16 protein-coding genes are annotated in these 20,798 nt (G+C 57.8%); 3 read left to right on the forward strand and 13 right to left on the reverse strand.

Features of this window, described 5'->3' with window-relative positions; all coding sequences use genetic code 11:
* Window positions 1-3: 3 nt before the first annotated feature.
* From L63ED372_RS07280 to L63ED372_RS07300, 5 genes are all read right to left on the reverse strand, one after another.
* On the reverse strand, window positions 4-990 hold the full coding sequence (locus tag L63ED372_RS07280; protein ID WP_062404870.1) for a branched-chain amino acid ABC transporter permease: 987 nt from the start codon (window positions 988-990) through the stop codon (window positions 4-6).
* Window positions 987-1,712: an ABC transporter ATP-binding protein gene (locus L63ED372_RS07285; protein ID WP_062407780.1), complete on the reverse strand. Its 726-nt coding sequence runs from the start codon at window positions 1,710-1,712 to the stop codon at window positions 987-989. Before L63ED372_RS07285 ends, L63ED372_RS07280 begins: the two co-directional genes overlap by 4 nt.
* A gap of 11 nt (window positions 1,713-1,723) precedes the next feature.
* Complete coding sequence (locus tag L63ED372_RS07290) at window positions 1,724-2,488, reverse strand: ABC transporter ATP-binding protein (protein WP_062404872.1); 765 nt, start codon at window positions 2,486-2,488, stop codon at window positions 1,724-1,726.
* Window positions 2,489-2,502: 14 nt separating this feature from the next.
* Entirely contained in the window at window positions 2,503-3,690 is a 1,188-nt protein-coding gene (locus tag L63ED372_RS07295) for a substrate-binding domain-containing protein (RefSeq protein WP_062404874.1), read from the reverse strand.
* Between the two features lie 211 nt (window positions 3,691-3,901).
* Entirely contained in the window at window positions 3,902-5,407 is a 1,506-nt protein-coding gene (locus L63ED372_RS07300; protein WP_062404876.1) for a sigma-54 interaction domain-containing protein, read from the reverse strand.
* Window positions 5,408-5,540: 133 nt separating this feature from the next.
* Here L63ED372_RS07300 and L63ED372_RS07305 point away from each other — a divergent pair, with 133 nt between their 5' ends.
* Window positions 5,541-6,191: a response regulator transcription factor gene (locus tag L63ED372_RS07305; RefSeq protein WP_082431622.1), complete on the forward strand. Its 651-nt coding sequence runs from the start codon at window positions 5,541-5,543 to the stop codon at window positions 6,189-6,191.
* Window positions 6,192-6,203: 12 nt separating this feature from the next.
* Here the strand turns inward: L63ED372_RS07305 and L63ED372_RS07310 are convergent, their stop codons facing one another.
* The 5 genes from L63ED372_RS07310 to L63ED372_RS07330 form a co-directional block, all read right to left on the reverse strand.
* Entirely contained in the window at window positions 6,204-7,034 is an 831-nt protein-coding gene (locus tag L63ED372_RS07310; protein ID WP_062404880.1) for a substrate-binding periplasmic protein, read from the reverse strand.
* Entirely contained in the window at window positions 7,027-7,305 is a 279-nt protein-coding gene (locus L63ED372_RS16510; RefSeq protein ID WP_197275334.1) for a hypothetical protein, read from the reverse strand. Before L63ED372_RS16510 ends, L63ED372_RS07310 begins: the two co-directional genes overlap by 8 nt.
* A gap of 107 nt (window positions 7,306-7,412) precedes the next feature.
* A complete protein-coding gene (locus tag L63ED372_RS07320) occupies window positions 7,413-7,742 on the reverse strand; it encodes a hypothetical protein (protein ID WP_197275335.1) in 330 nt (109 codons plus the stop codon).
* A 21-nt stretch (window positions 7,743-7,763) separates the two neighbouring features.
* Entirely contained in the window at window positions 7,764-10,520 is a 2,757-nt protein-coding gene (locus L63ED372_RS07325; RefSeq protein ID WP_062404887.1) for an Ig-like domain-containing protein, read from the reverse strand.
* 40 nt (window positions 10,521-10,560) lie between these two features.
* Window positions 10,561-11,520 carry an OmpA family protein gene (locus L63ED372_RS07330; RefSeq protein ID WP_197275336.1) on the reverse strand — a complete coding sequence of 320 codons (960 nt, stop codon included), beginning with the start codon at window positions 11,518-11,520 and terminating at the stop codon, window positions 10,561-10,563.
* 382 nt (window positions 11,521-11,902) lie between these two features.
* Here L63ED372_RS07330 and serB point away from each other — a divergent pair, with 382 nt between their 5' ends.
* The gene (gene serB, locus L63ED372_RS07335) at window positions 11,903-12,619 is read left to right on the forward strand and encodes a phosphoserine phosphatase SerB (protein WP_062407782.1); all 717 of its coding nucleotides are present in this window, start codon (window positions 11,903-11,905) and stop codon (window positions 12,617-12,619) included.
* A 41-nt stretch (window positions 12,620-12,660) separates the two neighbouring features.
* Here serB and ligA read toward each other — a convergent pair whose 3' ends face one another.
* Genes ligA through smc form a run of 3 tightly spaced genes read right to left on the reverse strand, consistent with a single transcriptional unit; the run spans window position 12,661 to window position 19,420 of the window.
* On the reverse strand, window positions 12,661-14,799 hold the full coding sequence (gene ligA, locus L63ED372_RS07340) for an NAD-dependent DNA ligase LigA (protein WP_082431625.1): 2,139 nt from the start codon (window positions 14,797-14,799) through the stop codon (window positions 12,661-12,663).
* The gene (locus L63ED372_RS07345; protein ID WP_062404891.1) at window positions 14,800-15,873 is read right to left on the reverse strand and encodes a cell division protein ZipA C-terminal FtsZ-binding domain-containing protein; all 1,074 of its coding nucleotides are present in this window, start codon (window positions 15,871-15,873) and stop codon (window positions 14,800-14,802) included. It abuts the gene before it with no gap.
* A 19-nt stretch (window positions 15,874-15,892) separates the two neighbouring features.
* Window positions 15,893-19,420: a chromosome segregation protein SMC gene (gene smc / locus L63ED372_RS07350; protein WP_062404898.1), complete on the reverse strand. Its 3,528-nt coding sequence runs from the start codon at window positions 19,418-19,420 to the stop codon at window positions 15,893-15,895.
* A 162-nt stretch (window positions 19,421-19,582) separates the two neighbouring features.
* On the opposite strand from smc, the gene dapC reads away from it, so the two are divergent.
* On the forward strand, window positions 19,583-20,797 hold the full coding sequence (gene dapC / locus L63ED372_RS07355; protein WP_062404899.1) for a succinyldiaminopimelate transaminase: 1,215 nt from the start codon (window positions 19,583-19,585) through the stop codon (window positions 20,795-20,797).
* Window position 20,798 lies beyond the last annotated feature (1 nt).

A 20,798-nucleotide genomic window follows, 5' to 3' on the forward strand; every position in this document is an offset into this window, starting at 1 on the left:
CCTTCAGCGGTTGGCCACGGGGTAGACCCCTTGCGGCCGCCACAGCAAAATCGCCGCCATCAGCGCGATGTTGGAAAACAGGGCCACCTTGGGGGCTAAAAACCCGGTGTAGTTGGCCATCAAGCCCACCAACAAAGCGCCGATCAAAGCCCCGCCGGTCGAGCCCAAGCCGCCGATGATGATGACAATGAAGATCAACACATTGACCTGCGCGCCCATCTGCGGCACCACGTTTTGCTGGTACAGACCCCACATGACGCCGCCCAGCCCGGCCAGCGCGCTGCCCACCACAAATACGCCCACAAACAGGCGGCGGATGCGGTAGCCGAGCGACTCAACCATCTCGCGGTCTTGCACCCCTGCGCGAATCAGCAGGCCAATTTTGGTGCGGCCCAGCACCCACATTTGGGCGGCGAACACGGCCAGGCCCACGGCCACGGCCAGCAGACGGTATTTCTCGATGGCCGCATCACCCCAAAGCACCGAACCGCGCATGGCTTCGGGCAAAGGCAAGGCGATCTGCAGCGGGCCCCAAATGACCTTGATGAGTTCCTCGCCAATGATCATGCCGCCCATGGTGATCAAGATCTGCTTGAGGTGCTGACCATAGACAGGACGCACGATGAAGCGCTCAAAAGCCAAGCCCACGGCTGCGGCGACGGCCATCGCAACAACCATGGCGGGCAGCACCGCCAGCATGTTCCGCCACCACTCGCCCGAGCCGGTCCAGTCGCCCATGGCACCCAGCACGCTGGTGGCCACAAAAGCGCCCAGTGCGATGAACAGGCCATGGCCAAAGTTCAGCACGTCCATCAGGCCAAACACCAGCGTCAGGCCCGAGGCCATGATGAAAATGATCATGCCCATGGCCAGACCCGCCACGGTCAGCGTGAGCCAGGTCGAGCCCGAACCGATCAATGGCCAAGCCAACAGCGCCAACACAGGCACCAGCAGCAAAGGCCGGGTATCGATGTCTTGCAGGAATTTCATAAAGCCAGTCCCAACAAGGATTGCTGCAAGGCCGTGTCTTCGGCCAGCGCCTGCATGCGGCCCGAATGCACCACACGGCCGTTGTCCATCACGGCCACGGTGTCGCCCAGCTGCTGGGCGAAATGGATGTTTTGCTCCACCAGCAAAATCGTCACGCCGCTGGCTTTGAGTTGCTGGAAGGCCTCGATCATGTTCTGAATGATGGCCGGGGCCAGGCCCTTGCTGGGCTCGTCGATGATCAGCAGATCACGCGGCTCCACAATGGCCCGCGACACCGCCAGCATCTGCTTTTGCCCACCAGACAATTTGCCCGCAGGGTGGTTCCAGAACTTCTCCACAGCGGGGAAGAGTTTGAAAATCCACTGCAGCCGCGCCTCATCCATCTGCGCCGCATGTTGGGCGCTGCGAGCGGCCAGCAACATATTTTCTTTCACGGTCAGATCCGAGAAGATGCCCATGTTTTCGGGCACATAGGCGATGTTCTTTTGGGCAATGGCGGGTGTGTTGAGCGCCGTGATGTCTTCACCGCCAAAACTGATGCACCCTTGAGAGGCTTGCCACAGGCCCATGATGGTGCGCAGCGTGGTGGTCTTGCCCGCGCCGTTGCGCCCCAGCAGCATGGTGAGCTCGCCGCGCGGCACCACCAGATCCACCCCGTGCAGGATGTGGTACGCCCCGATGTGCGTGTGCACGCCGTCGAGGATCAGCAAATTTGTGTTCATGTCGGCTTGGCTCATGCGGCCACCCTCGCTTTGCCCAGATAAGCCTCTTGCACGATGGGCGATGCGATCACCTCGTTCGGCTCGCCATCGGCCACCAAAGAGCCGTTGTGCAGCACGATGATGCGGTCGGCCAGCTCGCGCACCACGTCCATCTTGTGTTCGACCAGCAAGATGGTTTTGGTCTTGTCTTTTTTGAGCTGGCGGATCAAATCGAGGATCACTGGCGCTTCGTCGTGGCTCATGCCTGCGGTGGGCTCGTCAAACATGTAGACCGAGGGCTCGAGCGCCATTAAGAGCGCCACTTCGAGCTTGCGTTGGTCACCGTGCGGCAGGCTCGCCACGGGGGCGTCTTGCTGCGCGGTCATCGACACGGATTGCAGAATTTCCAAAGCGCGGTTCGTCAAAGCCGCGTGGTCGCTCCAGATGCTCCACAGGTTCAGGCCCCGGCGGTGGGCGCCCTCCTTTGTCGCCTGCACCGCCAAACGCACGTTCTCCAGCACCGACAAATTCGGAAACAGGTTGGTCAGCTGAAACGCCCGACCCAGGCCTGCACGGGTCCGTGCGGATGTTGACAAGCCCGTCAGCTCCCGCCCGTTCAGGTGCACCGTGCCCTCGGAGGCAGGCAACTGCCCCGAGATCAGGTTGAAGTAAGTGGTCTTGCCTGCCCCGTTGGGGCCGACGATGGCGGTCAGCGTGCCGGGTTCAAAGCGGCACGAGACCGCATTGACCGCCACATGACCGCCAAACCGCACGGTCAGGTTGTGGGTTTGCAGCATGGTGCGTCGTGAAATCAGCGTTTGTTGCGGATCGGCACGTTCATCTCTTCGGGCTTGATCTCGCGGATCAGCTCGGGCACGCCCCAGGCGAACGCAGGGTCAACCTTGATCTTGAAGTGGTACATGCTCTGCATGGCCTGGTGGTCTTCCTTGCGGAAGGTCATCTTGCCCTTGGGCGTGTCAAAGCTCATGCCCTCCATGGTGCTGATGAGCTTGTTGGTGTTGGTGTCGCCGTTGGTCTTTTTCAGCGCTGTGACCAAGGCCATCGCAGCCGAGAACCCCCCAGCGGTGAAGAAGTCAGGAGGCGATTTGAACTGCTGGTAATGCGAGGCCACCAAGGCGTCGTTAACCGGGTTCTTGGGCATGCCGAAGTAATAGTAAGCCGCGCCTTCCATACCCGGGAACTGCTTGTAGGCCACCATCGCAGGCAGGATGTTGCCGCCTGTGGCGATCTCGATGCCGTAACGCTTCAAATCCATGTCGGCGATCTTGAAGGGGTTGCCACCGGCCCAGATGATGAAGATGATCTTTCGGCCGGGCTGGCCCTTGAGCTTGTCGATCATGCGCTGCGCACCAGCGGTGAAGTCGGTGGTAGCGGGCGGCAGATATTCTTCATGGACCAGTTTGGCTTTTTTGACCGCGTCCTTGAAGGCCTTGACGCCGTCCCGACCAAAGGCCGAGTCTTGCGCCATCGTCACGATGCTCACACCCTCTTTGTCCACCGCCACGGCGTTGGCAATCGCATCTTGGCTGCTGTTGCGGCCAGTGCGGAAGATGTATTTGTTCCACTTATCTCCGGTGATCGAGTCGGCCACAGCGGGCTCGACCAGCAGGATTTTTTTGTATTCTTCGGCCACTGGCAGCATGGCCAGCGCCACAGGCGAAGCGGTGGGTCCCACGGCGATGTCCACCTTGTCATCGCCGTAAGCTGCTGCCAACAGGTTCTTACCCAAGTCAGGCTTGCCTTGGTCGTCTTTTTCGATCACCACAATCTTGCGACCGCCTACGGTCATGGTGCCGCCGGTCGCGTAATCCAGGCCCATCATCAAACCGGTCTGGGTCTGTTTGCCGTAGGCCTCCAGGGGTCCCGTCTTGCTGTAAATGTGCGCGATCTTGATGTCTTTGCCTTGCGCCATCGCGGCGGGCATCCAAGCAGAGCAGATGGCCAGAGCGGCCAAAGAAATGAGGTGTCGACGGAACATGAGGGGTCTCCTTTTAAATCTTGCGCACGATTGCGGCGCACTGACACACCATGCACATCGCATGCCAGCCGCCATGAGCACAACCCAGCCTTGAAAACCCTTGTGAATGCTGGCGAAAGACCGTTCACTCAGACCCAATCAAGTCTGGCTGCATGAAAATAATACACCCACGTTGCATTAAATTAATACACATGTATTTTTTTGAGACAAATCAGGACAAGCATTGGTACAGCTTGGCCCGAGATATACCCAACAAGTGGGCCGCCGCCGCCTTATTGCCCCGGGTCTGGCGCAATGCCTCCTGAACCGCCTGCACCTCTAAAGCACGCATGCGGGGGGCCAAGGCCCATTGCTCTGCCGATAAAGTGTGATCTGTCAGCGCAAAACCCATGGGCCTGGAGCCCGCCAGTTCTTTATGCGCCGGAACAATTTGACTCAGTCCAGATTCACGCAAAACAGCTTCGACGGCTGCCGCATCCACTAAACCGGTTTCACACCGCAACAACAACTGCTCAATCACATTGCGAAGTTCACGGACGTTGCCGCGAAAGGGTTGTGCTGACAGCAAAGCGACCGCTTCGCTCTGGAACTCCGGCTGAGGCACTGCATTGCGTAAAGCCAACTCCTCCGACAAGACTTCGATCAAATGGGGGATGTCCGAGGCACGATCGCGGAGCGCTGGCACCCGAAGAGGCAAGACATTAAGCCGGTAGTACAGGTCCTCGCGAAAGAGTCCTTCGCGAACCAATTGGGTCAAGTCCCGCGAGGTGGCTGCGATCACCCGGACATCAAAAGGCATCAATTGATTGGAGCCCAAGGGCTCAACTTCACCTTCTTGCAAGGCACGCAGCAACTTCGCCTGCAGGCCCAAGGGCATGTCACCGATCTCGTCCAAAAACAAGGTGCCACCATCGGCCAGCTTGAATTTTCCCTCCCGCCCCTTGCGATCAGCGCCAGTGAAAGCGCCGGGCGCCACCCCAAAAAACTCCGCCTCCAACAAAGTTTCTGGCACCGCCGCAATGTTGATGCTGACCAAAGGCCCCCTAGCACGGGGCGAGCTGGCATGGATGGCATGGGCCAACAACTCTTTGCCTGTGCCCGTTTCTCCCAACAGCAACACGGGACTGTGGGTTTGGGCCGCTCGCCTGGCCTGGCGTTTCAAATCGGCGACCACAGAACTGGCCCCCACAAAACTGGCAAAACTGTGACGAGCTTGACGCAAAGCTGGCCCCGTTCTTCGCTGCGCGGCCAGCGCATTGCGTGCCTCGTCCAGCTCCCTTTGCATCAAGGCAAACTTCGCCATCAAGGGCTTCAAATTGGTTTCTGGTTGCTCAAACAACACCACACCCAAAGCACCAATGACCACCCCGGCGTCATCACGCAAAGGGAAACGGCTGACCAAAAATGTGCCTGCGCGGTTGGTCAGCAAATCGATGAGGATGGGCTTTCCGGTTTCCATCACTTGCCCCATTTGGGTGTTTTGCACGACCTCGACCACGGGTCGCCCTACAAAATCCTCCTCTTTCTCGAAGCCCAAAGCCGGCAAGTAACGCCGGTAATGGTCATTGATCCAAACCACACGCCCAGAACGATCGACCAAGAGCATGCCCTCACTGGCATTGGCAAACACATCAAACAAAGAGCGTGCAGCCAGGCTCAAAATGCTCTGACCATCGGTGGGCAAGCCCGTCAATGGTCCTAATCCTTCAGAGTTCATGCAGGTATTCCATCCAAGGCGTTTGGAAATGATTGGGTCTCAAATTAAACTTTAGTATTCAAATATTTGGATGCTAAAGTTTTACAGCGATAAAATTTGTACTTCGGTACAACCAATAAATCATGGGTGATGAATGAATTTTGATGACTTCAAAGGCCACATCTATCTGATCGATGACGATCCATCGATCCGCAGAAGTCTAGCCTTCAGTCTCAGCTCCTTACGTTACTCCATACAGAGCTTTGAAAACCCAGCGGCCTTCCTCAGAGACGCATTGCCCATCAGCCCAGCGGTCATTTTGCTGGATATCTGCATGCCTGAAGCCAATGGTCTGAGCCTGCAAACTGAATTGATCCGCCAAGGCCGCAGCACACCCATCATTTTCATATCCGGCGAAAGTCAACCCGCTGAAATCATTGAAGCCATGAAAAAAGGGGCCGTTGACTTCTTGCTCAAACCTTTTGGTCTGCATGTCTTGGTGCAATCCATTGATTTGGCGCTGGAAAAGGACCGCGCCGGACTGCATCTAAGAATCAAGACCAAAAATGCACAGGAGCGGTTTTCAAGTTTGACCGACAAAGAACGAGAAATTTGCTGGTGGATGATCAAGGGCTATGGCAACAAGGAAATTGCCAACTTGAACGGCTCAGCCGCATCCACCGTCAAACTTCACAGAAGTCGAGTCTTGGAAAAAATGGGATGCGTGTCACTTTCTGAACTGCTTGAACTGGCCATGGATGGGGATCGCCGAATCCTGAACATCTTTGAACCACCTCGGGCGTGACACCAATCCACCCTAACGGGGCAACGACGTATGACTGACATTGGGACGACTGACGTCGTAGCCAAACCAACGGGTTGAAATCGCTTTGAACGAGCCATCGCTGAGCAAAGTCTGAACCGCCTCTGACAAACGCTGAGCCAATGCCCTGTTGCCCTTGCGGACAGCCCAACCCGCCGACAGCGGGGGCGCAAAAGGCGATGTGACCTTGATGGGCAAAGCATCCCGTTCTATGTAGAAGTCCGCAATCAAACTCTCTTCAAGGACGGCATCCAATTTTTTCTCTGCCAACTGCTTGAATGCCAAATCGATGCTGGCAAAAGACAACACAGATTTGCCCAAAGCGCCGCGCGCCTGATCCTCTACGCCCGTATTGGCCAACACCCCCAGCTTTTTCCCCAGCAGATCGTCCAGGCTCAAAAAATCGCGCGAGTCATCTTCGTGTTGTACACAGACGAGCTGATTGGCGGCATAACCACGAACAAAATCAAACTGACGGCGATTTTCCGGTGTGGTCAGCAGTTGATTGGCGATGACCGAAATTTCCCCAGAACTCAGTTTTTTTTGCAACGTGGCCATGCCCTCTGTCTGGATTTTTAGCTCCACCTTCAAAATGGCCGCCAACCGCCTGAGAACATCGACATCAAAGCCCTGCAACTGCCCTTCGACAAAACTGAAGGGCTTGTAATGGGTCAATACGCCAACCCTCAAAACGCCACCCTCCAGTTCAGGTGTTTGGGCCAAGCTCGGCAAAGTGCGGGCTGATGCACACAAGGCCAGCGGAACCGTCAGAAAATTTCTCCGTGTCATGGTCAACCACTCAGCAGAATCGGGCCGCTCAATCATGAAAAGCCCCCTCAAAACAATGACGCAGCTCGTGACCCACATAGTTGTAACCCGTGACCAAAGGGGTGACCACCGTGCATTCCTTTCTGCGGACATTCCAAAAAGCACAGGCCATGGGTCTCGAAGTAGGCGTCACGGGAATACCCGTGATGCGAGCGCAGTACTCATAACCGTCCTGACGCACCAGGTATTTGATTTTGGGCTGTGCAATCACCCGGTTGGATTCGGGCATAGGTGTGAACCGCACCGTGTCCACTTGGGGTGGCCGCATGGTCGTTGTCTCGCAACCCGACAAGAACAAGCCCACCAACGCCGCGCACCCCCAAACCCCATAACGGGATCGGGATACGGACAGGAGACGGGTCATCCAAGACAACATCAACGCGCCTGCAAACAATGAACGAACAGATGCCCCAACTGCGAATGCGTGGTTTGACCCGTGGTCACAATGGTGCAACGGGAGGCTTGGATTTGCCAATAAACACAGCCCTCAGGACGGCTGACAAAACCGTCCTTGGGCTGCGCCTGTTGGCAGAAATTGCTGGCGTTGGGCCTGACCAGCCAACTAACCTCCGGCTCAGGTAAACGCCGCTGAGAAACTTCGGGTGGACTGAACAAGGTGAAATCCAGCAAACCATCGGCTTGAGTGGGCGTGATGGACATCAAGGTGAACCAAAAACCAACCACCTTACTGAAAGAAGCTTTCACAAATTCACCTTGAACGGTCAATCAAAGAATATTGACCTTGACATCTTGGTCGATAAACAAGGCAACTCCCAAAGCAGTGTTGGTGTAAACATCGTATGTGTCAGATCCAATTCCCAAAGGTGAATTTGTACTGTTTTCTCCGCCTGTCCAGACCCATTTTTCACCATTCACCAAACCGTCTAGGTTCACTTGATCGCCCGATTGACCATCAATGCGCATTTGGGTTTGCCCTTTGTGAAGGGAGTTGGCTCCGACGGCAATACTGAAACTGTTCGTCACGCCTAAGGCCAAGACGTCACCCATGCTGACATTCAAAATCACATCGGATGTGTTGGACAAAACCACGTGGTTGGCTGCCGTTTTATCCGCCACACTGTCGATGCCGTCGTAGAGCGAGGCCATGTCAAAGTTACTGGAGACATCAATCTTTCCAACCGTGCCAACAGCCTTGAGACCTGAAAAATCTTTAGAAGCCAAGTAAGTGGCATCCGTTGGCTGCGGTGCTACTGCCGGGGCGGCTGTACCAAAAATCCAAGTTCCACCTTCGTTGGTAATCTTTCTGAGATTACCTGCTTGATCCCAAAAATCAAGAACAAACTGACCAGTAGAGAATTCCTTATTAGCAGCATCAAAAATCAAACTCCCACCATTATAATTTTTTAGCTCGCCATTAGGCCCAAATCGATAGGTTCCACTCTCATTCATTGAAAATGAAAAATTATCGAATGTCGTAATATTTTGTCCTGAAGTCGTACTTTGAGATCGCGTCCAGTCAGAAATAGTAATATCCACTGCGAATGACTGATCCGAAGCACTGATGATGTTGCCGACATGGTCCATCAAAATGGACTTGGCCACATACTGCCCCTCAGCAAGAGGCACAAGGTTTTCATACTTCCAGGTGTTCGAATTAACAGTCTCAGGTTCCACATAGGCATTCGATTTAGCCACCCCATTGGCATCAATGATCTGAACCCAAACCTTGCCTCCGTTTTTGGTGAAGCCACTGCTTAATGTTCCAGTAAAGGTCAACTTGTCATCATCATTGCCGGTTACTGAATCTTTATTGGCTCCGTCGGACGTCACAAAGTCGCTGTTCGTCTTTTGTTCGCCTGCAGTGTCTGTAGACAGGCTGATGCCCGTCGTCTTCAGCCCTTTATTGCCATCGTCTCCATCAGACGAACCTTTGGTGTCGATGACAACATCCTGGCTTGAAGGTGGGATGACGGTTGTACTTCCTGCAGTAACTGCAGGATTGCCTGCAGCATCTACGACTTGTGCGTTTAATTTATACGTTGAATCCAGCAATGTTGTTGATGGTGCCCAAGTCCATCCTGTGCCCGACACAGTGGCAAAACCAGAATCAACAACGTCATTGCCTTTCATCAACTGAATAAATATATTCTCGCCACTTTGTAAGCCTTCACTGAGTTTGCCCGTAAAAGAGGGGGTGTTGTCATTCGTTTTAAAGTCAGTGCGGCTTGGATCGGTGACACCACCCACACCGGAATCCATTGACATGGAAACGATAGCCAAACCCCTATTGCCTTGTGGTCCCACAGTATCAATGGTGATGGCCTGAACATCTGAGACCCGTGTATTGCCAGAGCCCACGATGTTGTCTGCGCCATCCACCACCACTGCCGTCAGGGAATACTGGCCATCGACCAGCTTGTCTTGGGCACTGCGGTCCCATGTCCAATCCCAAGTGCTTCCATTGGCCACAGGTTTGACATAAGCCGTGTCGATCAACTTGCTGGTGGGATCCCGCAGTTCGAGCTTGACCCAATCGCCGTTGTCGGTGAAGTTTTTCAATGTGCCATTGAACAACAATTGGTTGTCATTGGTATAGAAATCTGTTTTGTTCTGACCTGAATCGACCGTGATGCTCACAATGTCAATCACCGAAGTCGCGTTAGGATCGTTGTCAGGTTCGTTCTTCTCGGGGCTGGTGTCCACCTTAAACGGTGTGCCATCGAACACGGCCGATTTGTTGTTGGCCGCATCCGTGGCCGTCACTTTGGGCGTGTAAGGACCGTCTTTCAAAGCATCGGCATCTGGCACTTGGATGACAAACACACCACTGCCATTTGCGGTTCCTGTGTAGGTCTTGCCGTTAACTTCGACCGACACGTTGGCATTGGGTTCTGTTTCACCCGTGATGCGTGGCGTTTTGTCGCTGGTGACATTGTCTTTGGCCCCGGTGTCATCATCGACATGCAATTTGGCTGATTTGATGACCGGGGGCGTGGTGTCGGGCGTTCCACCACCCCCACCGCCTCCCCCTGCTGCCCCCAAAAGCGCTAAGGGTGCCAAGAGGAGCGGATTTAACCCAGCGGCCGCGACCAGTGCCCCTACCGCAGCGCCAGAGGCATTGATTTCTGCCCCCCCCAAAGCCATACCGACCTGGTTGGAGCCATCGGCCAACAAAGGGACGGCCGACGTGCCCGCTGCGGTTTCAGGGATGTACTCATAAAAGCGTCCTGTCTCCGCCTCACCAATGAGGCCGTTGAAGCCCTCTGGCGTTTCTTTGTAATAGTCTTCGATGACCAAATCAGGCTGGGTTCGGCCTTCAAAAAAAACTTTGAGGTTTTGACCCGAACGGCTGGCACGGATGTTTTCAGGTCCGTAACCTGTACTCGCATCCACCAATTGGTATTTGCCGCCAGGCACAGCTTTCACGGCCAGTGGTTGACCACCGGCAGACACCTGTGGAATGTCCACAAACTTGGCCTCACCGCCACCTTGGTTGACTTTGATTTTGTATGACTTGCTCATGGTATGTGTCTCTCAAAAATAGGGTTAGTGGGGATGACGATCAACGACGCGCGCCGGTGATGACCACCATGACTCGGCGATTGGGTGCATGGCAGAGTTTGTTTTCAGGGGTGGGCGAGTTGCCGCAGCCGGTCTTGACCAACTCAATCGAGCCACGGCCCTCGGCTTCGATGCCACGCTCAATCGGGATGTTTCTGGAGGCAATTTGACGTGCCACCACATCGGCTCTTTGCTGAGAGAGCTTCTTGTTGAAGGCGGCAGATCCGATGGGATCCGTATAGCCGACCACTCGAATGCGCTCCACCGAGGAAAAGTCCTGCAGCAGGCGCTGCACCAACGACTCGATGGCGTTGTAGCCCGATGCGCGGATTTCTGCTTTGCCGAATTCAAACAGTGCATCGGTTTCCAGTGCATATTCGCGCGGCACTGGGGGTTTGGGCGCTGCTGGTGGGGCCACAGCAGCAACAGCGGCTGGTTGCCCACAGGTCAATGCGGCCTTGGCACGCGAAATCGTGTGGATTTGGCGACGTGTGCCTTCAATGTCAGCTTTGGCTTGAGCCGCTGTGCCACTGAGCAACCCAATCGCAGGTGAAGTGCTCTCATCCACCTTCAGAAAAATGGTTTGACCCGCTTTGAGTTCCAAGCGTTGTCCTGCATCCAGCTTGCTGGTGTGCAGTCTGGAGGCGTCGTCAAGTGCCGCCTTGATGTTGACGAACCCGGGTGCGGCACAAAACTCTGAAAAACCACCACGCAGCAAGGACGCGTGGTACTGTCCATTCAGGTAAATGTTGACGGGCTTGCTGTTGGGGGCCTGGTTGTTGCGAAATACAAAAACCCTGGTTTGGTTTGCCGGTGCAGCCAAAGCTGTCGTGAACAACTCGCCAAAGGCATCGATGTTGACCCGAGAGTCCGATGATTGCGCCAACGCAGAGTTGGCTGCAGCAACCAAGACATAAACCGTCAGAACAGTTCGGGTGACTCTTTGGGCCAGGACCTTCAAGACAGATCCTAGAAAACTTGATTTATCCACAGTAACCTCCACAAAAACTTACATGAATTCATAAACTTAGAGCCACAAATTGATCTGAAACTCTATGTCGTCATCATGCTTGATGGTGGATTTCTGTAAACTAGCCAAATGGAGTACTATAAGTTTACAATTTTATCATTTTACAAATGATATTGAATCTTTAAATATAACATTTTATTAGACGAAAAACACTTGCTTTGGACAAAAGCAACCTCACACTGAGCCTCGTTGACGTGCGGATCACTGGGTTGCATTTTTTCCTCAAAACGCAGCGCAATCAGGTGGAAAGGTCCGCCTGTAAGGACAAAACTGGTTAAGCTGAGCCCCTTTTCAAATGCATCTGATGGACGTGATGACCCAAGCCACCGAATTCGCCCCCGGCCTCACCATTCAAGGCTTCAACGCCCCACTTTCCCTGTCGCAATTCAAATTGATTGCCTTTGACATGGACTCGACCTTGATCAACATCGAATGTGTCGACGAGATTGCCGATGCAGCCGGTCGCAAAAGCGAGGTGGCTGCGATCACCGAAGCGGCCATGCGTGGTGAGATCGCCGATTACAAAGAGAGCTTGCGTCAGCGCGTGGCCTTGCTCCAAGGTGTGACGGTGGCCCACATGCAAGAGGTGCTGACACAGCGTCTGCGCCTGAACCCAGGCGCTGCCGATTTGGTGAAGCACTGCAAAGCGGCAGGGATGAAAGTACTTTTGGTATCGGGTGGTTTCACTTATTTCACCGACCATGTGCGCGATGTGCTGGGCATCGACTGGACACGTTCGAACGTGTTGGAAGTGGCCAATGGCGTGCTCACCGGACGCTTGGTGGACCAAGTCTGGGGCGACATTTGCGATGGCGAAGAAAAACGCAAAACCCTGCTGGAAACTTGCCAAATGATGGGGATCTCACCCAGTCAGAGCATTGCCATGGGAGACGGCGCCAACGACCTGCCGATGATGGGCGTGGCCGGGTTGTCCGTGGCTTACCACGCCAAACCCAAGGTGCGCGAGCAAGCCATGGTGGCCATCCACGAAGGGGGTTTGGACCGCTTGTTGGAAATTTTCTCAGCCTGATCGTCAAGGCGGCAGGTACAAACAAGCACCTGGCCTGAACGCTAGGGTCTTTGGCCTGCCAGCAGCAGCGCCAATCCCGCGTCGTCCAGCACGGGCACACCCAAGGCCTGCGCCTTGTCGAGTTTGCTGCCTGCATCGGCACCCGCCACCACATAGTGGGTTTTCTTGCTCACAGAACCGGCCACCTTGGCCCCCAAGGCTTCAAGTTTTTCTTTGGCCTCATCGCGCCCCATGCTTGGCAGCGAACCGGTCAACACCACCGTGGTGCCCGCCAGTGGCATTTCGGTGGGCGCCAGCGCCTCGCCCTCTGGCCAAGTGACACCCGCGTCGCGCAAGGCTTGGACCACCTCGCGGTTGTGGGGCTGGGCGAAAAAAGTGTGGATGCTGTGCGCCACCACAGGCCCCACATCGGCCACTTGCAACAGCGCGTCTTCGCTGGCAACCATGATCGCGTCAAGCTGACCGAAATGCCTGGCCAGTTCTTTGGCGGTGGCTTCGCCCACATGCCGGATGCCCAAGCTGAAGATGAAACGGCCCAGCGTGGTGGTTTTGGATTTCTCCAACGCTGCAAGCAGGTTCACCGCCGATTTCTCGGCCATGCGGTCCATGTTCGAGAGCGTGTCCAGTTTCAAGTGATAGAGGTCAGCCAGGGTGTTGACATGTCCGGCGTCGACCAGTTGGTCGACCAGTTTGTCGCCCAGACCGTCCACATCCATGGCGCGGCGGTGTGCAAAGTGCCAGACCGCCTGCTTGCGCTGGGCGCTGCAATACAGGCCCCCCGTGCAACGGTGATCGGCCTCACCCTCTTCGCGCTCGGCCAAACTGCCGCACACGGGGCAGTGGGTCATCATGGTGAACTGCGCCGCATCCGGCGGTCTGCGGTCCAGCACCACCGAAACCACTTCAGGAATCACATCGCCCGCACGGCGCACGATGACCGTGTCGCCCACCCGCACATCCTTGCGGCGGGCTTCGAGTTCGTTGTGCAGCGTGGCATTGGTCACTGTGACACCGCCGACAAACACAGGCGCCAGTTTGGCCACGGGCGTGAGTTTGCCCGTGCGCCCCACCTGCACATCGATCGCCTGCACTGTGGTCATTTCCTCTTGCGCGGGGTATTTGTGCGCCACGGCCCAGCGCGGCTCGCGGGTCACAAAGCCCAGGCGGGTCTGAAGCGCCAAATCATTGACTTTGTAGACCACGCCATCGATGTCGTAAGGCAAAGCATCGCGTTCGGCCGCAATGCGCTGGTGAAAGGCAACAAGGCCTGATGCACCCTGAACACAGGCGGTTTGATCAGCGACTGGAAAGCCCCATGCCTTGAGCTGCATGAGCATGTCATGGTGAGTTGTCCATTGCGGGCCGCCAATACTTGCGGGGGTGATGTCGCCCAAGCCATACGCAAAAAAGCTCAAGGGCCGCTCGGCAGCAATGCCCGAATCGAGTTGGCGCACCGCACCTGCGGCAGCGTTGCGTGGATTGACAAAGGTTTTTTCGCCCTTGGTGCCTGCAGCAATGCGTTGGCGTTGTCGCTCGTTCAGCGCTTCGAAGTCGTCGCGGCGCATATAAACCTCGCCCCGAACTTCGAGGACAGCAGGCGCATCGCTGGGCAAGCGCAGTGGAATCTGTCCGATGGTTCGGATGTTGGCCGTGACCTCTTCGCCCGTTTCACCATCTCCCCGGGTGGCCGCCTGAACCAAAACGCCGTTTTCATACCTCAGGCTCATGGCCAAGCCATCAAACTTGAGCTCGCCCACATAGATGACTGCTGGATCGGTCTCCGTCAAGCCCAATTCTTTGCGAATTCGGGTGTCAAAAGCCTTGGCTCCGCTGGCTTCGGTGTCGGTTTCGGTTCGGATGCTGAGCATGGGCACCCGGTGGGTGACCTGGGCGAAAGCATCGAGCACAGCCCCGCCCACCCGCTGAGTGGGGGAATCGGCTGTCAACAGCTCCGGGTGATTGGCCTCCAGCGTCTGGAGTTCGCGAAACAGACGGTCGTATTCGGCATCGGGGATTTCAGGTGCATCGAGCGTGTAGTACGCGTGTGCATGGTGGTGCAGCTGGCGTCGCAGGGCCTGCGCCCGACTCGCAGGGGTCTCGGCCGATGGCGAATCTGACGGTGAATCGGCAAACAAGTCGCCAAAGAGATCTGGCGTGGTGGGACTCACGGATGGCCCCATTCAAGAAAAGAGGCGACGCGCTTGGGGTGATCCCGCCGAGAGCTCGCGGGCATCCAACGCGTCGTAGAGCTGCTGCAAGTCCACACCAATCTGGTCGAGTGTGGCTTCGCTGAGCACTTGACCTTCACCATCGGTCACCACACCATCCATTTGAGAAGCCAGCGCGACTGAAGCTTCACGCAGGCGCTCATAAGGCTTTTCTTCTCGGGCTGTCTGGGGCACATCAAGGCTCAGCACAAAAGAACGAATGGCCGACAAGTCCGGGTCTTCGGCCATTGCGGCATGGGTGTCAAAAGTCAGTGAAAGCACAGGGGGCAGGCCTTGAACAGCAGCGGGCATGACCATCCGCCCCGGGATGACACCGGGCACAAAACCCAGCCGGGCCGCGTGTTGATGGATGTAACCCGGGCTCCAAGCAGCCGATCGGGCGCAGAGTGTGAAACTCAGCTGAGCATCGTGCACACTCGCAAACTGGTCCAGTTCGCGGGCACGCGCCACCTCTTCGAGCATGTCACTGAAGCTGGCGCTGCCGCCCAGCGCATCGGCAAAGGCCTGCGTTTTGACCACAAATTCAGAAAATTCGATGTTGTTGAGGGCGCCCACCCGGTTGGCCAACTGCACGCCCGCCTGGAATGCGGTGTAACGCCGGCCCGCGACCAAAGACTCCCAATGGCCCGTATCTTGGACACAGCCTTCCACAGAGAACAATTTGGTGCCCACACGGCGCGTGGTGGGCAAAGCGGCCAAAGCCGCATCACCCGATATCGGCTGGTCCACCTCGATCGGAGCCAACACATCGATCAGGGCATCGAGCTGAGTTTTGCGATCGGGCTGGCTCAGGTGAGTGAACGTGTCTTTGAGCACCGGCTCGATCGGCCCGTCACCCTGGACGGGTGAAACGGGGTCGTTGTCGAGCACGGGATCGATGGCAGGCGATGAGGGCTCGTGCAAGGGCTCGCGGTGAGGGTCGGCCTGGCGCGGCGCGTTTTTGCGCGAGGTCCAATAGTTGTAGACCACCACGGCCCCCACGGTGAGCGCCCCGATGGCGGCCAAACTCAACTGCAATGAGCTCATCGATTCCAAGATAAGTTCCTCAGGCCAGGTCGGCCATTGACACTGCGGACTCCATGTCCACAGCCACGATGCGTGAAACGCCCTGCTCCTGCATGGTCACGCCAATCAACTGCTCGGCCATTTCCATGGCGATCTTGTTGTGGCTGATGAACAGGAACTGGGTCTCTTTGCCCATGCCCGCCACCAGCTTGGCGTAGCGCTCGGTGTTGGCGTCGTCCAGCGGCGCGTCCACCTCGTCCAGCAAGCAAAACGGGGCCGGGTTGAGCTGAAAAATCGCAAACACCAGCGCGATCGCCGTCAGGGCTTTTTCACCGCCCGAGAGCAAATGGATGGTCTGGTTCTTCTTGCCGGGCGGCTGCGCCAGCACCTGCACACCTGCGTCCAAAATCTCGTCGCCGGTCATGACCAAGCGGGCATTGCCACCCCCAAACAGCTCGGGGAACATGCGGCTGAAGTGTTCGTTCACGATCTTGAAGGTGCCACCCAGCAGCTCTCGGGTTTCGGCGTCGATCTTGCGGATCGCGTCTTCGAGCGTGTTCATCGCATCGGTCAAGTCGGCGCACTGCGAGTCCAAGAACACTTTGCGCTCGCGCGAGGTAGTGAGCTCTTCCAGCGCCGCAAGGTTGACCGGGCCAAGGGCCGTGATTTCGCGGTGGATGCGGTCGATCTCGCCTTGCAGACCCGTCACACGTACCTGACCCGCCTCAATCGAAGCGGCCACGGCCTCCAGATCGGCTTGTGCATCGGCCAGCAGCTGGGTGTATTGCTCCAGGCCCAGACGGGCGGCTTGTTCCTTGAGCTGCAAATCGGTGATGCGTTGGCGCAGCGGGTCGAGTTCGCGCTCAAAACTCACACGGCGCTCGTCACTGGCACGCAGTTTGGCGGTCAGGTCGTCGTAGGCGCTGCGGCAAGCGCCCAGCGCTTGCTCGCGCTCAAGCTTGACGGCCAGCACGTTTTGCAAACCGGCTTGGGCGGCGGCATCGGTCAAGCGGCTGAGTTCATCACGCGCACGTTGCATTTCGGCATCGATGCTGGTGACTTGCTGCTGCGCCGTCTCGATGGTGCGGTTGAGTTCGGCGCGGCGGGCGTCCAGGCTGCGCTGCGAAAACTGGGCTTCTTGCGCCCGGCGCTCCAGGCTGCGCTGCTGCTCGCGGCACTCGGCCAGCTTGCGCTCGGCCTCGATCACACGTTCGTCCAGCTGGGCGTGACGCTCTTGCGTGTCGGCCAGCTGCATGTCCAGCTCTTCAAAGCGGGCTTCGGCAGTGACACGGCGCTCTTGCAGCTCATCGAGCAAGGCCTCGATTTCGGCCAAGTCGTTGTTGATTTGCTCGCTGCGGGCACGGGTCTGGGCCACCAGCTGCGACAGGCGCAGGGTCTCGACCTGCAGCTCGTGTGTGCGCGACTGGCTTTCGCTGGCTTCACGGCGCACGGTGATCAGGCGCTGCGAGGCGTCGGCATAGGCCGCTTCGGCCCGCACCAGAGCGCTGCGGCTTTCTTCTGAAATCAGGGTCTGGGCACGCAGCTGCTTTTCCAGGTTCTCAATCTCCTGCGCACGGGCCAAGAGACCCGCTTGCTCGGAGTCAGGCGCATAAAACACCACGCTGTTGAGGTCGACCGCATGACCAGCCTGCACCAACAGGGTTTCACCTGCATGCAGCTGGCTGCGCCAGGCCAGCGCGTCTTCCAAATTGGGGGCGGTGTAGCAGCCTTGCAGCCAGTCGGCCAAGAGGGCCGACAAACCGGCATCGTGCACACGCAGCAACTCGGCCAGAGGCTTGCAGCCCGCGGGCAAGCCACTGCGCGGCGCGGCTTTGGCGGCCAAAGGCGGGGTGAAAAAGCTCAGTTTGGCGGGCGGCTCGTCATTGGCAAACGAACGCACCATGTCCAAGCGCGAGACTTCCAGGGCCGACAGGCGCTCACGCAGGGCGGATTCGAGGGCGTTTTCCCAGCCCGGCTCGATGTGGATGCGGCTCCACAGACCTTCCAGACCGTCCATGCCGTGCTTGGCCAGCCAGGGTTTGAGCTTGCCGTCGGTGCGCACTTTTTCTTGCAAGGCCTTGAGCGCCTCGATGCGGGCGCTCAGCTCGGCCAGTTTGGCCGATTCTTGGTTCACAGCGCTTTGTCGCGTGCGGCGGTCTTCATCGAGTCTGGGCACCTGCTCTTGCAGGTCCAGCAGGCGGGCTTCGGCCTCGGCCGACAAGGCCTCGGCCTCGGCCAGTTGTTCTTGCAATTGGCTCAGCCGGGCCTCGTCAGGTGCTGCCAGGGCATTGCGGTCGGTCAGCAGGCGTTCGCGCCGCGTGTCCAATTGGCGCGATTGCTCTTCGACGTTGCGCTGCTCCGCCGCCAGCACACCAATTTGCTGCTGCACCTGCACCACGGTGGCGCGTTGGGCGGTGGCATCGTTTTGGGCTATGCGCAGGGCTTCTTCCAGATCGGGCAAGGCCATGGCCTGGTCTTCGACTTGGGCGGCCAGGGTCAAGCTCTGGTCTTCGGCCATGGCCGCTTGCTCAGCCAGGGTTTCCAATTCAGCTTGGGCGTCCTGGCTGCGGGTGCCCCATTGGGCGGTTTGCTCCACCAACTGCTGCAGACGCTGCTCGGCGCGCTGGCGGCCTTCCACCACAAAGCGGATTTCGGCCTCCAGCCGCCCCACTTCGGCGCTGGCCTCGTACAAAGCACCTTGGGCCTGGTTGACCTGGTCACCCGCAGCGTAATGCGCCTGGCGGATGGTCTCCAGATCGGCCTCGACATGGCGCAAATCGGCCATGCGCGACTCCAGCGCATTCACGGCCTGGTCCACGTCGGACTTCATGCGGCCTTGGTCGGCCTCGGCGTCACGACGCTTCAAAAACCACAGCTGGTGCTGTTTCAGCGTGCTGTCGGCCTGCAAGGTGTTGTAGCGGTGGGCCACCTCGGCCTGTTTTTCGAGCTTTTCCAGGTTGGCGTTCAGCTCCCGCAAGATGTCGTCCACCCGAGTCAGGTTCTCGCGGGTGTCGGACAGGCGGTTTTCGGTCTCGCGGCGGCGCTCTTTGTATTTCGACACGCCTGCGGCTTCCTCCAGGAACAAGCGCAGCTCCTCGGGGCGCGACTCGATGATGCGGCTGATCGTCCCTTGGCCGATGATGGCGTAAGCGCGTGGGCCGAGGCCCGTGCCCAGAAACACGTCTTGCACGTCCCGGCGGCGCACCGGCTGGTTGTTGATGTAATAACTGCTGTTGCCGTCGCGGGTCAGCACGCGCTTGACGGCGATTTCAGCAAACTGGCCCCACTGGCCGCCTGCGCGGTGATCGGCGTTGTCAAACACCAATTCCACACTGGCGCGGCTGGCGGGTTTGCGGGTGGTGGTGCCGTTAAAGATGACGTCCTGCATGGACTCGCCACGCAGCTCCGACGCCTTGGATTCACCCAACACCCAACGCACCGCGTCCATGATGTTGGATTTACCGCAACCGTTGGGGCCGACCACGCCCACCAGCTGCCCGGGCAGCAAGAAATTGGTCGGTTCGGCGAACGATTTGAAGCCCGAAAGCTTGATGGAATTGAGGCGCACGGCGGTTCGGTTTGTGGTCGGATCGGTCGTTGATCAGGTAAAAGGGCCAGCCCAAATGGCCAACACCGCTCAAAAACGTCAATGTTACCCGACAGGCCTGGTGAAAAACCTTCCGACAAGCCCAAGACCTGCCGGGCACCCGCCATCCCGGATAATCGGGGAATGAATCCCCTCCTCGCCAAGCTGCAACCCTACCCTTTTGAACGGCTCAAACAGCTGTTCGCCAGCGTCACGCCCAACCCTGCCCTTCGTCATATCAGTTTGGGTATTGGTGAGCCCAAGCATGCCACGCCCGCCTTCATCCAGGAAGCGCTCAAGGCCTCTGTGGCCAATGGCCTCTCGGCTTACCCGGCGACAGCAGGCGAGCCCAGCCTTCGCAAGGCGTGTGCCGCTTGGCTGCAAACACGTTACAACTTGACGCTGGACCCGCTCACGCAGGTGTTGCCGGTGAACGGCTCGCGCGAAGCCCTGTTTGCCCTGACACAAACCGTGATCGACCCGACCCGGCCCGGTGCCACGGTGGTCAGCCCCAACCCCTTTTATCAAATCTACGAAGGCGCGGCCTTGCTGTCAGGGGCTGAGCCCTATTACGTGCCCAGCGACCCGGCCCGCAACTTTGCCAACGACTGGGACAGTGTGCCCGCCGAGGTCTGGGCCCGCACGCAATTGTTGTTCGTCTGCTCGCCAGGCAACCCGACGGGCGCGGTCATGCCGCTGTCTGAATGGGAAAAGCTGTTTGCCCTGTCCGACCAGCATGGTTTTGTGATCGCGTCCGACGAGTGCTACAGCGAGATCTATTTCCGCGAAGAAGCCCCGTTGGGGGGATTGGAAGCCGCGCACCAGCTGGGCCGCACCGACTTCAAGCGCCTGATCGCCTTCACGAGTCTGAGCAAGCGCAGCAATGTGCCCGGCCTGCGCAGCGGCTTTGTGGCGGGTGACGCGGCCATCATCCAACAGTTCCTGCTCTACCGCACCTACCACGGCAGCGCCATGAGCCCCGTGGTGCAAGCCGCCAGCGTGGCCGCTTGGGGTGACGAAGCCCATGTGGTGGACAACCGCAACCAGTACCGCACCAAGTTCGCCCAGGTCACGCCCGTGCTGGCGCAAGTGCTGGACGTGAAATTGCCCGACGCCAGCTTTTACCTGTGGGCCGGTGTGCCTGCGGGCTGGCAAGGCGACGACGCAGCTTTTGCCCAAGCGCTTTACCAATCAGAACACGTGACCGTGCTGCCCGGCAGCTACCTGGCGCGCGACTTCAAGGGCAGCAACCCCGGCCAGGGCCGCATCCGCATGGCGCTGGTGGCCGAAACCGCCGAATGCCTGGAAGCGGCCGAGCGCATCGCCCGCTTTGTGCGTGCCCACCCCAACAAAGTCTGAG

The organism is Limnohabitans sp. 63ED37-2, from assembly GCF_001412535.1.
Classification (GTDB): Bacteria; Pseudomonadota; Gammaproteobacteria; order Burkholderiales; family Burkholderiaceae_C; genus Limnohabitans_A.

What these genes read in the sequence shown, in the direction of transcription:
- L63ED372_RS07300 (WP_062404876.1), bottom strand. Translation starts at nt 5,407, where the DNA reads ATGAACTCTGAAGGATTAGGACCATTGACGGGCTTGCCCACCGATGGT.
- L63ED372_RS07280 (WP_062404870.1), bottom strand. Translation starts at nt 990, where the DNA reads ATGAAATTCCTGCAAGACATCGATACCCGGCCTTTGCTGCTGGTGCCT.
- L63ED372_RS07305 (WP_082431622.1), top strand. Translation starts at nt 5,541, where the DNA reads ATGAATTTTGATGACTTCAAAGGCCACATCTATCTGATCGATGACGAT.
- L63ED372_RS07290 (WP_062404872.1), bottom strand. Translation starts at nt 2,488, where the DNA reads ATGCTGCAAACCCACAACCTGACCGTGCGGTTTGGCGGTCATGTGGCG.
- ligA (WP_082431625.1), bottom strand. Translation starts at nt 14,799, where the DNA reads ATGGGGCCATCCGTGAGTCCCACCACGCCAGATCTCTTTGGCGACTTG.
- L63ED372_RS07285 (WP_062407780.1), bottom strand. Translation starts at nt 1,712, where the DNA reads ATGAACACAAATTTGCTGATCCTCGACGGCGTGCACACGCACATCGGG.
- L63ED372_RS07325 (WP_062404887.1), bottom strand. Translation starts at nt 10,520, where the DNA reads ATGAGCAAGTCATACAAAATCAAAGTCAACCAAGGTGGCGGTGAGGCC.
- L63ED372_RS07345 (WP_062404891.1), bottom strand. Translation starts at nt 15,873, where the DNA reads ATGAGCTCATTGCAGTTGAGTTTGGCCGCCATCGGGGCGCTCACCGTG.
- L63ED372_RS16510 (WP_197275334.1), bottom strand. Translation starts at nt 7,305, where the DNA reads ATGCGGCCACCCCAAGTGGACACGGTGCGGTTCACACCTATGCCCGAA.
- dapC (WP_062404899.1), top strand. Translation starts at nt 19,583, where the DNA reads ATGAATCCCCTCCTCGCCAAGCTGCAACCCTACCCTTTTGAACGGCTC.
- serB (WP_062407782.1), top strand. Translation starts at nt 11,903, where the DNA reads ATGACCCAAGCCACCGAATTCGCCCCCGGCCTCACCATTCAAGGCTTC.
- L63ED372_RS07295 (WP_062404874.1), bottom strand. Translation starts at nt 3,690, where the DNA reads ATGTTCCGTCGACACCTCATTTCTTTGGCCGCTCTGGCCATCTGCTCT.
- L63ED372_RS07310 (WP_062404880.1), bottom strand. Translation starts at nt 7,034, where the DNA reads ATGATTGAGCGGCCCGATTCTGCTGAGTGGTTGACCATGACACGGAGA.